General features: G+C 71.6%; 13 protein-coding genes. 9 read left to right on the top strand and 4 right to left on the bottom strand.

Translation table 11 applies throughout. The annotated features are described in order from the left end of the window. Positions 1-4: 4 nt before the first annotated feature. From GA0070614_RS29405 to GA0070614_RS29395, 3 genes are read right to left on the bottom strand one after another with little or no spacing between them, the layout of a single operon-like run. Complete coding sequence (locus GA0070614_RS29405; RefSeq protein ID WP_157745128.1) at positions 5-1,258, bottom strand: restriction endonuclease subunit S; 1,254 nt, start codon at positions 1,256-1,258, stop codon at positions 5-7. Continuing rightward, positions 1,251-2,912, bottom strand: a complete 1,662-nt coding sequence (locus GA0070614_RS29400) for a class I SAM-dependent DNA methyltransferase (protein ID WP_231933438.1) — start codon at positions 2,910-2,912, stop codon at positions 1,251-1,253. The genes GA0070614_RS29405 and GA0070614_RS29400 overlap by 8 nt, the downstream gene beginning before the upstream one ends. After that, complete coding sequence (locus GA0070614_RS29395) at positions 2,909-5,029, bottom strand: hypothetical protein (protein ID WP_088978998.1); 2,121 nt, start codon at positions 5,027-5,029, stop codon at positions 2,909-2,911. The genes GA0070614_RS29400 and GA0070614_RS29395 overlap by 4 nt, the downstream gene beginning before the upstream one ends. Before the next feature lie 212 nt (positions 5,030-5,241). Here GA0070614_RS29395 and GA0070614_RS29390 point away from each other — a divergent pair, with 212 nt between their 5' ends. The 9 genes from GA0070614_RS29390 to GA0070614_RS29350 all read left to right on the top strand — a co-directional run bounded on the left by GA0070614_RS29390 (position 5,242) and on the right by GA0070614_RS29350 (position 14,061). Then, a complete protein-coding gene (locus GA0070614_RS29390; protein ID WP_088978997.1) occupies positions 5,242-5,775 on the top strand; it encodes a DUF4352 domain-containing protein in 534 nt (177 codons plus the stop codon). 87 nt (positions 5,776-5,862) lie between these two features. Next, on the top strand, positions 5,863-6,468 hold the full coding sequence (locus GA0070614_RS30425; RefSeq protein ID WP_157745127.1) for a hypothetical protein: 606 nt from the start codon (positions 5,863-5,865) through the stop codon (positions 6,466-6,468). A 126-nt stretch (positions 6,469-6,594) separates the two neighbouring features. Next, positions 6,595-7,413: a ribonuclease HI gene (locus tag GA0070614_RS29375; RefSeq protein ID WP_088978994.1), complete on the top strand. Its 819-nt coding sequence runs from the start codon at positions 6,595-6,597 to the stop codon at positions 7,411-7,413. An 86-nt stretch (positions 7,414-7,499) separates the two neighbouring features. Continuing rightward, entirely contained in the window at positions 7,500-9,962 is a 2,463-nt protein-coding gene (locus GA0070614_RS29370) for an ATP-binding protein (RefSeq protein ID WP_088978993.1), read from the top strand. Further along, positions 9,959-10,351, top strand: coding sequence for a hypothetical protein (locus GA0070614_RS29365; protein WP_088978992.1), 393 nt, complete (start codon positions 9,959-9,961; stop codon positions 10,349-10,351). The genes GA0070614_RS29370 and GA0070614_RS29365 overlap by 4 nt, the downstream gene beginning before the upstream one ends. Positions 10,352-10,353: 2 nt before the next feature. Continuing rightward, the gene (locus tag GA0070614_RS29360; protein WP_088978991.1) at positions 10,354-10,719 is read left to right on the top strand and encodes a DUF4190 domain-containing protein; all 366 of its coding nucleotides are present in this window, start codon (positions 10,354-10,356) and stop codon (positions 10,717-10,719) included. Positions 10,720-10,922: 203 nt separating this feature from the next. Next, on the top strand, positions 10,923-11,195 hold the full coding sequence (locus GA0070614_RS30420) for a hypothetical protein (RefSeq protein WP_157745126.1): 273 nt from the start codon (positions 10,923-10,925) through the stop codon (positions 11,193-11,195). 374 nt (positions 11,196-11,569) lie between these two features. Then, positions 11,570-13,723 carry a M43 family zinc metalloprotease gene (locus tag GA0070614_RS29355; RefSeq protein WP_231933437.1) on the top strand — a complete coding sequence of 718 codons (2,154 nt, stop codon included), beginning with the start codon at positions 11,570-11,572 and terminating at the stop codon, positions 13,721-13,723. 20 nt (positions 13,724-13,743) lie between these two features. Further along, positions 13,744-14,061 carry a hypothetical protein gene (locus tag GA0070614_RS29350; RefSeq protein WP_088978990.1) on the top strand — a complete coding sequence of 106 codons (318 nt, stop codon included), beginning with the start codon at positions 13,744-13,746 and terminating at the stop codon, positions 14,059-14,061. A gap of 29 nt (positions 14,062-14,090) precedes the next feature. Here the strand turns inward: GA0070614_RS29350 and GA0070614_RS29345 are convergent, their stop codons facing one another. After that, entirely contained in the window at positions 14,091-14,987 is an 897-nt protein-coding gene (locus GA0070614_RS29345) for a LysR family transcriptional regulator (RefSeq protein ID WP_231933436.1), read from the bottom strand. Positions 14,988-14,990: the final 3 nt, after the last annotated feature.

The following is a 14,990-nucleotide window of genomic DNA, read 5'->3' as shown; positions in this document are numbered from 1 at the left end:
GGGGTCATATGGCGTCCTCCACTGCCTTCTCGGCGCTCGGCACCCGGATCGCTCCCGACATCAGCCCTGGTAGCAAGGTATCCCGCAGATCTGCCAGCGCCTTGCCTTCCCACCGCGCGCCGTCTGATCGGCTAAGGAGAGGAGCCATTACGTCAGTGGCTGCCTCAACGATCTTGTTGGATGGTAGCCGGAACCGGAACTCCGGAAGGGCTCGTGCTCCCATATGAAGAACCGTCGTGCCGTTGCAATATGAAAGCGAGTGCTCGCGGAATGCTTGCGTCGAGAGAAGAGCGAGCAAGGTCTCACGCGACAAATATGGGCCCGGCCTCACGGCAACGAGGTCGAGACTCGCTACAAGGCGGCCGGCATGACCAGAAACGGAGACGCGGACGGGTCGACCGATGACTTCAGCCCGTTGAGTCAGATCGGTCTGAGCAACGACGATGTCACCGTTCTTGACGACTTGGGATTGCTTATAGTCACCCGAGTAGCGCTTCAATCCTTCAACCTGAAACCTACCATCACGCCCAACGCATTTCAGCGTGACCAGTCGGTCATTACCACTTTCAAGGTCAGCACTTCGATACGAGACGCCCTTGGCAATGTCTGCGACCTCCCCGAGCGTTACGTAATCGCCGTCAGCCCGTGAGAGAAACTGCTGACCATAGACGGAAGCAAGCGCGCTAGCCGTTCGCGAGATTTGCTCGTTAACGGCAATCTTGTCGTCCAGTGCGCCGAGCATCTCTGCGATTGCCCTTTGCACTGGAACAGGCGGTAGCGAAAGCCAAAGCTTACGCTGCTCGGTTAGGGACACATAGGGAGCCATATCAGACTCACTCTTTAGGGCCGTCAATTGACCCTGGAAGCCACTAGCCTGCAACTCATAGAAAAGGAACCTCGGATCTATTTCCGCATGATCCAAGCTTCGCCAGACTGTGGTTTGTGGTGAACAGACGAAATTAGGAGAATCAGCCGAGGCGAAGGCGACCTTACCGACGGTCCCCTTGTGAGAAAGGATTGTGTCGCAGGGTGCGCCAACCCCCTTACGGATACGCGATCGCGCCGCTTCGTTAATCTTCTCCGCCCCAGCGAAGTTGATGCCCGAAGCAGTTAGATCGGCCGCACGAATGAATGCCGTCCCGACATTTGAGAATTCGTCCCGGCGAGGCCGATACTCTCCATGGTTACCGTCCTCGACGCGAAGGAGGCCGGCGGAGATTAGATCGGCAGCTCGAATCCTCCGGAATGACTCAGACATCAAGGCGCTCCAGCTGCATACGAGCAACCTGCTCCACCCGAGCCGACTCATCGAAGAGGGCGTACAGATCCTTCTTTAGGCGCTCGATCTTTTCGGGAAGAGGTTCCTCACCCGTGGCGTCGACCTCGGCGGCTCCGACATAGCGACCAGGGGCAAGAACGTGATTGTGTTCGCGGATCGCGTCCAGAGTCGCCGAGTAGCAGAAGCCAGGCTCGTCCTCGTACTTCCGATCATCGGTCCGGGCCGACGCCGTGCCGCGCCATGCGTGATAGACGCCGGCAATCCTTGCGATGTCCTCCTCGGTCAGGACGCGCTCGGTGCGGTCGACCATCGTGCCCATGTTCTGCGCGTTGATGAAGAGCACCTCACCACGCCGGTCCGCGAGCCTTTTCGCGCCCTGCGGTCCCTTGTCCTTGGCGAAGAACCAGAGGCAGGCCGGGATCTGGGTGGTACGGAAGAGCTGCGGCGGCAGCGCCACCATGCACGAGACGAGATCCGCCTCGACCATGGCCGCCCGGATCTCACCCTCGCCCGACTGCTTCGACGACATCGAGCCGTTGGCGAGCACCACGCCCGCCGTCCCCCGCTCCCCGAGCTTCGCCACGATGTGCTGGAGCCAGGCGAAGTTGGCGTTACCCGCCGGCGGCACACCGTAGCGCCAGCGCGGGTCCTCGACGCTGCGCGCCCAGTCCGACATGTTGAACGGCGGGTTGGCCAGCACGAAGTCGGCGCGCAGGTCGGGGTGCTTGTCGGCGTGGAGGGTGTCCTCCCAGCGCGGCCCGAGGTTGCCGGAGATGCCGTGGATGGCGAGGTTCATCTTCGCCAGCCGCCAGGTGCGCTCATTCGACTCCTGGCCGTAGACGGCGATGTCGTCGCGGCGGCCCGTGTGGCTGAGCACGAACTTCTCGGCCTGCACGAACATGCCGCCCGATCCGCAGCACGGGTCGTAGACCCGGCCCGAGTAGGGCTCCAGCATCTCGACCAGCAGCTTGACCACGCTGCGCGGGGTGTAGAACTCGCCGCCGCGCTTACCCTCGGCCCGGGCGAACTTCTCCAGGAAGTACTCGTAGACCTCACCCAACACGTCGCGCGCGGGCCGGTCGCCGTGGCCGGTGAACCGGGCGTCGCTGATCAGGTCTACCAGTTCGGCGAGCCGCCGCTGGTCGACGTTCTCGCGGTTGAAGATCTTCGGCAGCACGCCGAGCAGCGCCGGGTTGGACTTCATGATGGCGTCCATGGCGTTGTCGAGCAGCAGCCCGATCTCGCCGCCCTTGGCCCGCTCCGCCAGGTGCCCCCAGCGGCCCTCCGCCGGTACCCAGAACACGCCGTGGCCCGTGTATTCGTCGACGTCGTCGAGGAAGGCGTCCACCCGGGCCTCGGGGATGCCCTGATCGAGCACCTCCTGCTTGATCTGCGCGCGCCGCTCCTCGAACGAGTCGGAGACGTACTTGAGAAAGACCAGGCCCAGGACGAAGTCCTTGTACTGCGCGGCATCCATCGAGCCGCGGAGCTTGTCGGCGGCCTTCCAGAGGGTGTCGCGAAGGTCGGCCATGGTCGGCATGCCGGGCAGTGCGTTCTGCCCGGCCGCCCTCTTCCTGGGGGGCATGGTGCTCCTCGTATCCGTTCGTGCGGTGCGATCAGTCTTGCTGGTCACGATGGGGGTGGTCCAGCCAGCGGCGGACCCTCGGTGATGGTCAGGGTGCCGTCGGTGAGCCCGGCCACAGCGCGACGCCCGAGGTCGTCGAGCAGGTCGAGCTCACGGCGGGCAAGGTTACGGCGCGCCTCCATCGCCGCGAGCAGCGCGTCGAGGCGCGCCACGTCGGCGGTAGGTAGCAGCGGAACTTGCAGGTCAGCCAGCCGGGTCGCGGCGCGCACCGCGCCGTTGGGTCGCTGCTTCTGCACGGCGTTGACAAGTGCCTCCAACACCCGGGGCGTGAACTGGTCGCGACCGTCCGGGCGGATGCGGAGGACCCGCGTCGGATAGTCGACAACCGAGAAGCCCTGCTCGTCGCGGTATGCCCGCAGTCGGGGCGTCACCGTCACCAGGACGTCCCCGGGCTCGGTCAGCCGGGCACGAGGATACCGCTGTGCGAAGACGGCCCGGTCGATCCGGCGGGCGCCGATCCGGGCGCCGGCGGCCAACTCGGGCGGCCCGATCACCCGGATGTGGCCGTCGGTGCCGACGTGGTCGGCGGCGATCCGGCTGCCCTTGAGCAGGGCGAGATGGCCGTCCCGGACGAGCGCGGCGATGGACTTCGTCGGCGCCCGGTGGATCTCGTCCCGCGCGGCCACGTGCGTGCGCAGCCGGCGGCGTGGATCGGCCAGCCGGTCGAGCTCGGCCTCCGTGTCGGCCAGCTCCGCGACCGTCACCCGTCCGTCGTACGCCAGCTCACGCAGCGTGGCGGGCCGGCGAGCGGTCAGCGGGCGTCGGGGCACCGTCAGGTCCGCGATCCGCACCTGACTGGCGTACGCCCGAAGGTGCTGGTCGGGCCGGTGCCCCTCGCGCCGCCAGGTGGCGACGTCGACCACCAGGTCCTCGACCACGCGATCGGTGAGCGGCCGGTCGGAGATGTCCGCCAGCAGGACCCGCCCCTGCCACTCGGGCGTCTCCTCGTGCCTGAGCACCCACAGCGCGCTCTGGTAGCCGGGCCGGAAGGGCATGACCCCGCCGGGGAGCTGGACGACTGCCTCGACTCTCCCGGTGGCCAGCAGCTCGTTGCGGGAGCGGGCGGCCGGCCTGTAGGGCGGCAGCGCGCCGACGAGCAGCTCGGCGGGGCCGAACACCACTGCGGTCTGCCCCGGCGCGAGCGCCTTGGTCACCTCGACGAGCTCGGCGAATGGATCGAGATCGGTGCGCGCCTCGGCCGGCTGGTAGGGCAGCCGCAGGAGCACCACGTCGGCGGCGGGCGAGCCCGACGGCCGGCCTGCGGCGATGTCGAGCTGCCAACTGCCTCGCGAGACGCCGTGCACCACCAGCCGGCGGCGGGCGAGGCGGGCCAGCAACGGGTCGGCCTCGGCGGCGAACATGACCGGCTCGTGCTCCCCGAGTGCCTGCCGGGCTGCCATCAGCAGGTCGCCCGTGCCCGCGTGCGGATCGGCGACCTGGACGAGGCCGTGCAGATCAGCGTGCTCCCGAACGCCGGAGAGCTCGACCATCAGACGGGCCAACTGCGGGACGACCGCGTCCTCGTAGAGCTGCGGCACGCCGAAGCGGTGCCGGGCGGCGAGGACCCGCTCGTACGCCTGCGCGGTGCCCCATGCTGCCTCGATCAGCTCGTCCACCACCCCGGCCAGCCAGGCCGCGTCCGGCGGTAGTGCCTCGATCTCGGACCGGAGCAACTCGTCGTCCCAGTCGGCCTCGGCGGCGCGTTCCCGGAGCGCCTCGACGACGTGCCGGTCGGTGTAGCCGTCGGGGCGTAGCGGCTCGTCGTCGAGGTGGTGCAGGCAGATCAGCGCGGTCGTGAGACTCACCAGCTCCTGCGGTGTGAGGGCCCGACGCCGGCCGGCGCCTGACGGCGCCCCTGTCTGGAGTGCCAGACACGAGAGCACGTGCAGTCGGAGGTCCGGCTCGATGGACCGACGCTCGGCGCGACCGGTGTCGACCAGCCAGTCGACGACTTCGTGCGCCTTGAACAGTGGCCGCCCACGGTCCGTCTGCACCGGGGCGGGGAATCCCGGGTAGCGGCGACGCCAGGTGGTGACGACGGGGCGTTGCACCCCGGCCAGCTCGGCGATCTCGGGCAGGGAGATGAGGTCCGTGGTGCCGGCCATTGGTCACCTCCTTGCACTCGACGATCACGCGGGCGAATGAGTCGACAGTAAACGTCGGCGCACCGGCTCTCTAGGCCCCGTGTTGATAACCCGGGTTACCAGAGTACGCATCGCAATCCGCTCGCCTTCGCCGGCAACGGGCTGCTGTGATTCATCGGCATCAGCGACGGCCGATCCGAGCCGCCGCATCCCTTCTGCAATCGGAGCTCATCATGCGTAGGACGACCGCCCTTGCTCTGGCCGCCGCCGCCCTCGTGGCACTCGGCTGCGGCGCCGGCTCCACCGACGAGACCAGCAGCTCGAGCGGTGGCGACGGTGCCGCCAAGGGCGACGACAAGGCGGCGAAGACCGCGAAGATCGGCCAGCCGGCCCGGGACGGGAAGTTCGAGTTCACCGTCAAGTCGACCAAGTGCGGCGTCGCCAAGGTCGGCGACAGCGTGCTCGGCGAGAAGGCGCAGGGCCAGTTCTGCCTGGTCACGATCAACGTCAAGAACATCGGCAAGGAATCGCAGATGTTCGACGGCAGCAGCCAGAAGGCGTACGCGGCCGACGGCACCGAGTACTCCGCCGACGGCGGGGCCGCCATCTACGCCAACAAGAACGCCGAGACGTTCCTCAACGAGATCAACCCCGGCAACCAGGTCACCGGCGTCGTCGTCTTCGACATCCCGAAGAACGTCAAGCTCGCCAAGCTCGAGCTGCACGACTCGCCGTTCTCCGGCGGCGTCGACGTGGCGCTCGGCTGACCGCTCCCCGTCCGCTCCGGGGCGGGCAGGTCGCCCGCCCCGGCTGTTCACACCCCCCACCTGTTCACACCCTGGAGGAGCCTCGCCATGTCCGACCCGACCACCCCGCCGCCGGCCGACCAGTCCGCCGCGCCCTCCCCCATCAAGCCCGCCGTCACGCCGGCGCCCGGTAGGAAGGCCAGCAACGTCAAGGCGTGGGCAGTTGGCGGTGCCGCTCTGATCGTCGCCCTGTGCTGCGGGGGTGTCGGGATCGCCGCGCTGTCGGGTGACGACACCGACACCGCCGCCGGAGGTCGTCCCCCCATGTCGGCCAGCCCCACCTCCGCCGCGTCGACGACCGTCGCGCCCACCACCGCCGCCGCGACGACCATGGCTCCCACGCCCACTCTCGCCCTGTACGACGAGCCCACCAAGAAGGACTTCAAGCTCGCCGTGAAGGTGCTGCGCAAGCAGTGCTTCGGCAGCGCCGGCTGCAACATCAGCTACCGGATCGACGTCACCTACACCGGCAGCGGGTTGGACCCGGCGAAGACGTACGAGGTCACCTACGAGGTACGCGGTGGCGAGGACCCGATGATCAACACGTTCGAAGTCACCGGCGACACCGCCTCCGTTCCGCAGGAGGAGCACGGCAGCACCAGGCGCTCCGGCGACAAGCTGACCGCTGTCGTGACCGACGTCGCCGAACTCTAGCTACCTGCGCCGCCCCACCCGACTGGCCGATCCATCCACGCCATCAAGTCGGTAGCGCCTCGACAGCTCCCCCACGCTGCGCCACCCGCCGCAGCACACATCCTCCCCGAGACGTCAGGAGGCGTCGTGCGTCCCGATGAGTTCCTCCACGGCCTGACCCTGCTCCCCGCCACCCTGCACGACCGCGCCGCCGCCCTGCGCGCCTACACCCGCCCCACCCGCTGCGCCGACTGCGAGCGCATCGGCGACGCGGTGATCCTGGCCGTCACCGCCGCCCGCTACGACGAGTTCGCCAGCGCCGCCGACCTGCTCGACACCGCCGAGACGCTGGCCGCCGCCCACGACACCCACCGCAAGCCGGCCCAGAGCAGCCAGCGCGGCCGGGGCTGGATCACCCAGTGGACCCACACGGCGGCGCCGCTGGTCGCCGCGACCGACGCGAGCTGGAAGGGCCGCGCGGGTGGCATCGGCTACCTGGCCAGCGACGGCCGGTACGGGCTGCTCGGCAGGGGCACCGGCCGACTCGACCCGACCGGGGTGTCCCGGGTTCTGATCAACGAACTGCGGGCGGTGGACTTCCTGCTGACCGCGTACGAGCAGCCGCCGGTCGGTATGACGGTGCTGCTGGACAGCCTGGCCGGAGTCCGGTGGCTGCGCCGCTGGCAGGCCGGCGAGACCGACGCGATGCCCGCCGGCTACAGCCTGCGGCAACGCCGCTGGTCCGACCAGCCGACCCTGGTGCGGCTGGCCGGGCAGGTGGCCGCCCGGCCGGACCTGGTCTTCGCCCACGTCAAGGGGCACAGCGGTCACCCGCTCAACGAGGCCGCCGACGCCCTGTCGCACATGGCCCGCCGCCGGCAGGTGGAGACGTTCGACCTGCGCCCCCGGGCCCGTGCCCTGGCCGAGGCGTTCCTGCACGACTGGCACGCCACCGCCGCCGTCTGACCCAGTTCGAGCTCGTCGACGCCGCGAACGTCGGCGGGCCCGCGGAGCCTCCACGACTCACCCTCCACCGCGACTGGAGAGCGTTCATGACCGAACCCGTGTTGGAGCTGGTCTTCGACCGGCTCGCCGCCGACCCCGCCGTACCGGCCGACGTCGCCGATCTGGTCCTCGCCGCCCTCAGCGGCGACGACGACCTGGCCGCCGCCCTCGCCGGCACGCCCACCCGCCTCGACCCGCCCGCCACCGGCCACGCCGAGCAGCGGCAGGTGTGGCTGAAGTCGATCACCGTCGCCGGGTTCCGCGGCGTCGGGCCGCAACGCACCCTCGACATCCACCCCGGACCGGGGCTCACCCTGGTCGTGGGCCGCAACGGCTCCGGCAAGTCGAGTTTCGCCGAGGCCGTCGAGCTGGCCCTGACCGGCGACAGCGCCCGCTGGGCGGAGAAGACCAGCGTGTGGCGTACCGGCTGGCGCAACCTGCACACCCCCGACCCGTGCCGCATCTCGGTCGCGCTGCACGTCGACGGGGTGCCCACCCCCACGGTGATCACCCGCGCCTGGCGGTCCGACGCCGACCTGGCCGACGCCGAGGTCACCGTCACCAGCGCCGCCGGCCGGCACGCCGGCCTCGCCGAGCTGGGTCTGGACCGGCCGCTGGAGCTGTACCGGCCGTTCCTCACCGCCGCCGAGTTGGGCCGGCTCGCCGCCGGCACGCAGAGCCAGCTCTTCGACGCGCTGTTCGCGATCGTCGGCCTCGACGCGGTCACCGACGCCGACCGGCGTCTGCTGCGCGCCGCCGGGCCGCACGAGGCCAGCATCAAGGAGGTACGCGGACAGCGCGCCACCCTGGCCGCCACGTTGGACGGCGTCGCCGACGAGCGGGCGGCGCGGGCCGCCGTCCTGCTGCGCCGCCGGGGTCCGGCGGACCTGCCGGCGCTGACCGCGATCCTCGACGAGCCCGACGAGGACGGCGCCGACGAGGCGGTACGCCGCTGCCGGCAGCTCGCCGAGCTGAGGGTGCCGAGGGTGGACGAGGTGGCCCGGCTCGCGCGGGAGCTGCGCGACGCCGTCGCGGACGTGGTGCGCCACGACGGGGGCCGGTCCCGGGCGGCGCTGCGCGGCGCGGAGCTGCTGCGCCTCGCCCTCGAACACCACGCCGACGCCGGTGACGGGCCGTGCCCGGTGTGCCGGAGCGGGGCGCTGCACGGTGGCTGGCGGGTCGAGGCGGAGGCGACGGTCACCGCGCTGCAGCGGCGCAGTCTGGCCGCGCAGGCCGCGTCGACCCGGTTGACCGCTCTGCTGCGGCAGGCGCACCACCTGATCGACGACCTTCCGCTGCCCGTCGCCGAAGACCGGAGGCCGGCCGCAGAGGGCAGCGCCGACGGGGAGGCCACTGCGCTGCGGGCGCTGACCGAGGCGGTGACCGAGCTGCGGCGCGTACCCGGGGATCCGGTGGAGCTGGCCGACCACCTGCAGGCGCGGTATCCGGCGCTGGTGGCGGCGGCCGACGCGGCCCGCGCGTACGCGGCGGGTGTCCTGCGGGAGCGGGACACCGGCTGGCGGGCGGCGGCCGGGCAGCTGCGCGCCTGGCTGGGCGCCGCCGGTGCGCTGGCGGCGGCCGAGGCGACGCTGGCCCGGCTGAAGGCGGCGCGGGCGTGGCTGAAGGACACCGGCGCGGCGGTGCGCGACGAGCGGATCCGGCCGTTCGCGGCGCACTCGCAGCGGATCTGGCAGCGGCTGCGGCAGGAGAGCAACGTCGAACTGGGGGCGATGACCCTGGCCGGGTCGAACACCCGCAGGCGGGTGGTGTTCCCGGTCAGCGTGGACGGCGCCGACAACGGCGCGGCGCTCGGCGTGATGAGTCAGGGTGAGTTGCAGGCCCTCGGGCTGGCGGTGTTCCTGCCCCGAGGGTGTGCGGCGCAGTCGCCGTTGCGGTTCGTGGTCATCGACGACCCGGTGCAGAGCATGGACCCGTCGAAGGTGGACGGCCTGGCCCGGGTCCTGGCCGAGTTGGCCGAGGACCGGCAGGTGGTGGTGTTCACCCACGACGGTCGGCTGCCCGACGCGGTCGGCCGCCTCGACCTCGGCAACGCCCGGATCGTGGAGGTGCGGCGGGCCGAACGGTCGGTGGTGACGCTGCGCGCCGGCGCCGACCCGGTCAGCCGGCACCTCGACGACGCGTGGGCGTTGGCCCGTGCCGACGACGTGCCGGCCGAAGTTCGCGGACCGGTGGTGGCCGAGCTGTGCCGTACGGCGGTCGAAGCGGCCTGTCACCAGCGCATCTGGCGCAGCCGGGTGCCGGCCGGGATGCCCCACGACGCCATCGAGTCGGCGATCGTGGCGGCGTCTCGCCGGTTGACCACGATCGTCGCGCTCGCCGTGTTCGACGACGCCGACCGGGGCGGCGACGTGCTCGGCTGGCTGGGCCGGCACGGCGCGGCCGTCGTCGGGGCGTACCGGGCGTGCCGGGAGGGAGTGCACGGGGCGTATCTGACGGACCTGCCCGGCCTGGTCACCGACGCCCGCGCCCTGGTGAAGGTGCTGGCGTGAGCGCGCCGACGCCGGCCGCCTGCCTGGCGGCGGCCGACCAACTGCTGCGCGGGGCCGGGCCGCTGGGGGCGAACGCGGTGACCGCCGGGTGGTGGCCACGGGCGTGCGCGTGCCTGCTCCGCCTCGCCCTGGAACGCGGCGTCGACGCGTACTGGCGGCGGGTCCGCCCGGCCGTCGCCGCGTGCCGGCAGAGCCGGGCCAAGCAGCTGATGCTCTGCGGCCGGCTCGGTCCCGGCCGCGACGTGGCTCGCCGCGTCGCCTACGCGTCGGCGACGTTGTCTGCGGCCACCCACCACCACTGTTACGAGCTGGCGCCGACCGCCGCGGAGCTGCGCCGCCTGCACGCCGAGGTGCGTGCCCTGCTCACCCGACTCGGAGAGGACACCTGACGATGACCCACCCCGACCCCACCCGCCCTCTGCCGGTGCCCGCCGTCGCCTACCCGCCGCTGCCGCCCTACCCGCCGCCGGTCCTCGTCGCGGTGGCCCCCACCTCGGGCACCGCGACCGCCGCTCTGGTGCTCGGCATCCTCGGTGTGCTCGGCGGCTGGTGCCTGTTCGGGCTGCCCTGCCTGCTCGCCGTCGTCCTCGGTCACGTCGGGCTGCACGAGACCCGCGACGGTCGCAGGTCCGGCCGCGGCATGGCGGTGGCGGGGCTGGTCCTCGGGTACGTCTTCGTCGCCCCGATGGTCCTCTTCACCGTCATGGTCTTCTTCGGTGGTGTGGTCGGTGCCGCCACCCCGACCTCCACCCCGTGACGGTGGTGGCGAGGCCCGCGTTCATCCCCTCCGCTACGGGCTGTGCGGCCGGCTCCTGTCGACCAGGGGAGCGACGGCACCGACGAGCCCGGCGAGCATCGTCGTCCGGGCGGCGCGCACCGCGGACAGGTCCGCACCAGCACGTCCAAGGCGGCGACCCCGTCGCGGGCCGTACCGGGCTCGTCGCTCACGTCGATCCCCACGTGCTCGCCCGCAGAGATCAGCGCGGCCAGCTCGGCGGCTCCGCGTCGGAGCCTTCGCGCCGTCGGAGACCCCGAGCCCTGCCACTGCGCCACCTCTACGACGGCGAGATCCGTCATCCGGCACCCCGTCCGCTGCAGTCGCTCGTCACCCACGACGGCGTCGACCTCGAACTCCACCGTGAATCCGCCGACGACAACGTCCGGCGTGGCCGTACGATCGGGCACCGTCTCATCGACGACCGCAATTTCGCCGCCCGATTCGCGGATCAATGATGTGTGGGGGCGCGACCGGCCTGCCTGGGTGGGCGACAACCGCGTCGACAGGGCGCAACCACGCATTCATCCGTTCCGCAGCCAATTGCGAATCGGGACAGTCGGCGAGATGGCGACGCTTCCCGACCAGGCACGTGTGCCGCCGAGCCGACTTTCCGGCCTCAGCCCGCAGCGGCCCCTTGCGGCAGCCCGATTTGGCACCTGGAAGGAAATTGCGAATGGCGCCCGCGGCGCCGGCCGCCGATTCCCTGATCGCCTGCGACCGGAAAGATGAGGAATTTAGCATCGATTGAAAGAGGCGTTCCATCGACGAGGGGGCCACCATGGGCGGACCGTTTCCTACCGGCCCGGACGGTAGGTCGATCAGGGACCGGATGACCTCGCCCGGTGCGCCGCCCGCCGCAGCGGAACCCGGCAGCGGCGGCACGGCAGGCATGGCCGGAATGTCCCCCGACGGCAGTGGCGGGGCCGGCGGTGGAGGTGGCGGCGCCGGCGGCGGCGGGGCGCAGCCCTCGCCGCACTGGTGCGCCACCATGAACATCCATCGGCGGCTGCTGAACCAGTTCCCGGAGTACCAGCGGGCCCGGGCCGTGATAGAGAACAACACCCGGACGCTGGTGACCGGGCGAGCCGGGCCGCTGCGCACGGGCGTGGCCCGCCTCCCCGTCGTCGTGCACGTGGTCTGGCAGACCGAGGACCAGAACGTCTCCGACGCGCAGATCCACAGCCAGATCGCGGTGCTCAACGCCGACTTCCGGGCGACGAACCCGGACGTGAACCGGGTGCCGGAGGTGTTCCGGGAGCTGGTCGCCGATGTCGGCGTCGAGTTCCACCTCGCCGACGTCGACCCGGAGGGGAATCCGACCACCGGCATCACCCGCACCCGGACCTCCCGGGAGTCGTTCTCCCCCGACGACGACGGGGTCAAGTCGGCGGCCACTGGCGGCGCGGACGCCTGGCCGGCCTCCCGGTACCTGAACCTGTGGGTGTGCCGGCTGGCGTCCGGGCTGCTCGGCTACGCCCAGTTCCCCGGCGGGCCGCCGCAGACCGACGGCGTGGTGGTCACGTACACGGCATTCGGCACCACGGGCACCGCCGCCGCGCCGTTCAACCTGGGCCGCACGGCCACCCACGAGGTGGGCCACTACCTCAACCTGTTCCACATCTGGGGTGACGACGGCACCGGCTGCGGCGGCACCGACGAGGTGGACGACACGCCCAACCAGGCGGGCCCCAACAACGGCAAGCCGACCTTTCCGAAGGTCAGCTGCGACAACGGCCCCCACGGCGACCTGTTCGTCAACTACATGGACTACGTCGACGACGCGGCGATGATGATGTTCACGAAGGGACAGGCGGCCCGGATGCAGGCGTGCCTGGACGCCGCCCGCTCGTCCCTGGTCGCCGCGGAGCGCACCGCGACCCCCGCCGCGCCGGTCGCGGCCACCGCCGTGGGGCGGGTGGACGCCTTCCGTACCGGGCTGGACTCGGGGCTGTACCACAAGTGGTGGAACGGCAGCGGGTGGGCGCCGTCGATCCTGGACTACGAGTACCTCGGGGGCACCTTCCTCGGCACTCCCCGCGTCGTCGGCCTCGGCCCGGACCGCCTCGCCGTGCTGGTCCGCGGCACGGACCGGGCGCTGTACGTCAAGTGGTGGGACGGCAGCGGCTGGGCGCCCTCCAGCACCGACTTCCAGCGTCTGGGCGGCGCGTGCCTGGGCGATCCGGCCGTCGTCAGCTGGGATCCCCGTCGGTTGGACGTGCTGGTCCGGGGCGTGGACCGGGCGCTCTACCACAAGTGGTGGGACGGCAGCGCCTGGCAGCCGTCCTCCGACGGGTACGTCCACCTGGGCGGGATCTGCGCCGGGGAGCCGGCGCTGGCCTCGTGGGGTCCGGACCGCCTCGACGTGTTCGTCGTCGGAGCCGACTCCGCGCTGCACCACAAGTGGTGGGACGGCGGCGCCTGGCAGCCGTCGCCCATCGGCTACGAGAACCTCGGGGGGATCTGCGCCGGTCGTCCGGTGGCCGTCTCCCGGGGACCGGACCGCCTCGACGTGTTCGTCGTCGGAGCCGACTCCGCGCTCTACCACAAGTGGTGGGACGGCACCGCCTGGCAGCCCTCCCCCACCACCTACGAATGCCTCGGCGGCGTCTGCGTCGGGGATCCACAGGTCGTCGCCGACGGCCGTGGCCGCCTCGACGTGTTCATGGTCGGCGCGGACTCCGCGCTCTACCACAAGTGGTGGGACGGCACCGCGTGGCAGCCCTCCCCCACCGCCTACGAATGCCTCGGCGGCGTCTGCGTCGGCGACCCGCAGGTGGTCCGCTCAGGGCCGGACCGCCTCGACGTCCTCGTCACCGGCGCCGACTCGGCGCTGCACCACAAGTGGTGGGACGGCCGGTCGTGGTTGCCGTCGGCCACGTCATCCGAGAACCTGGGTGCCGCCCCCACCCGCTCGGTCATCGAGGGTCTGGTCCCGGAGTGGCGACGCGCCCTGGGGGCAACAGGAGCCATGTCGCACCCATGACGACGCGGAAGGGGACCAGCATGTCCGACGAGCGGCTGCTCAGGCACTGGACGCACTCCTTCGAGGAGGACCACGAGGGCGTCCGGGTGTACCGGCCGGCCGAGCACGACTTCCCCCCGGCGCGGGGCCGCGACGGCATGGAGTTCCACGCCGACGGCACCTTCGTCGACCGGCCGATCGGGCGGGGGGACGCCAACGAGCGCCGGCCCGGCCGGTGGCGCTGCCCGCCGGAGGGGCCGATCCGGGTCGACACCGCCGCCGGCGCCCGCCGGCGGATGGAGATCGTCCGGCTGGAGCCGGACCGGCTCGAGGTCCGCATCGGCGACGACGAGGAGTGACCGGCGGGCGTCACCGGTGGTCGTGTCCTTCACCTGAGTCCGGCCGCCGCCGCGTCGAGGTGGGCGAGGAAGCGTCGGACCGCCGGTGACCGGCTGCGACCGGCAACGGTGGCGGCGAAGACCCGCCGGACGGAGGCGTCGTCGGGATGCAGCCGTAGCAGCGCCAGATCGGGCGGGGTGGCCCGGACGGCCAGGGCCGGGACCAGGGCGACGCCCAGGCCGGCCGCCACACAGCCCAGCTTGCCGGTCCATTCGGCGGCCACGATGTCGATCCTGGGTCGGAAGCCGGCGGGCAGTGTGGCGCGCAGCAGGGTCTCCTCCGCGGTGGCCGAACCGGCGATGAACGCGTCGTCGGCCAGGTCCCGCAACCGGACGGTACGTCGGCGGGCCAACCGGTGGGTCCGGGGAACCGCCACCAGCAGCGCCTCGTCGAGGAGGTGGTGCAGGTCGACGCGTGCGCTGTCGAGCGGCTGATCCGGTGCGGCACTGAGCACGGCCACGTCGGCGTCGCCGTCGGCGAGGCGTGCCACCAGGCCGGGCGTCAGCCCCTCGACCAGGGACAGGGCCACGTCGGGATGCTCGGACCGAAACGTCGCCAGGGCACGCGGCACGAGCGCGGCGACCGCGGTGGGAAACGCGCCGACGCGCAGCCGGCCGGCGGACAGGTCGTCCAGCGCGGCCAGGTCCCGACGCGCCGCGTCGAGGCGGTCGAGCACCGCCGCGGCATGGTCGCGCAGGCAACGGCCGTGCTCGGTGAGGGCGACGCCACGGGGCAACCGGTCGAACAGGGTGTGTCCGACATCGACCTCCAGCGCGGCGATCTGCCGGGACACCGCCGACTGGGTGTAGCGCAGGGCCCGCGCCGCAGCGCTGATGGAGCCGTGCTCGGCGACGGCGCGGAAGACCCGGAGGGTGTGTGGCTGCACGCA

This window comes from Micromonospora coxensis (genome assembly GCF_900090295.1).
Classification (GTDB): domain Bacteria; phylum Actinomycetota; class Actinomycetes; order Mycobacteriales; family Micromonosporaceae; genus Micromonospora; species Micromonospora coxensis.
Note: the sequence above shows the minus strand (reverse complement) of the source record. Positions and strands in the feature narration are given on the sequence as shown.

Coding starts and splice junctions, on each gene's coding strand:
- GA0070614_RS29360 (WP_088978991.1), top strand. CDS start 10,354: ATGACCCACCCCGACCCCACCCGCCCTCTGCCGGTGCCCGCCGTCGCC.
- GA0070614_RS29355 (WP_231933437.1), top strand. CDS start 11,570: ATGACCTCGCCCGGTGCGCCGCCCGCCGCAGCGGAACCCGGCAGCGGC.
- GA0070614_RS29390 (WP_088978997.1), top strand. CDS start 5,242: ATGCGTAGGACGACCGCCCTTGCTCTGGCCGCCGCCGCCCTCGTGGCA.
- GA0070614_RS29350 (WP_088978990.1), top strand. CDS start 13,744: ATGTCCGACGAGCGGCTGCTCAGGCACTGGACGCACTCCTTCGAGGAG.
- GA0070614_RS30425 (WP_157745127.1), top strand. CDS start 5,863: ATGTCCGACCCGACCACCCCGCCGCCGGCCGACCAGTCCGCCGCGCCC.
- GA0070614_RS29405 (WP_157745128.1), bottom strand. CDS start 1,258: ATGTCTGAGTCATTCCGGAGGATTCGAGCTGCCGATCTAATCTCCGCC.
- GA0070614_RS29370 (WP_088978993.1), top strand. CDS start 7,500: ATGACCGAACCCGTGTTGGAGCTGGTCTTCGACCGGCTCGCCGCCGAC.
- GA0070614_RS29395 (WP_088978998.1), bottom strand. CDS start 5,029: ATGGCCGGCACCACGGACCTCATCTCCCTGCCCGAGATCGCCGAGCTG.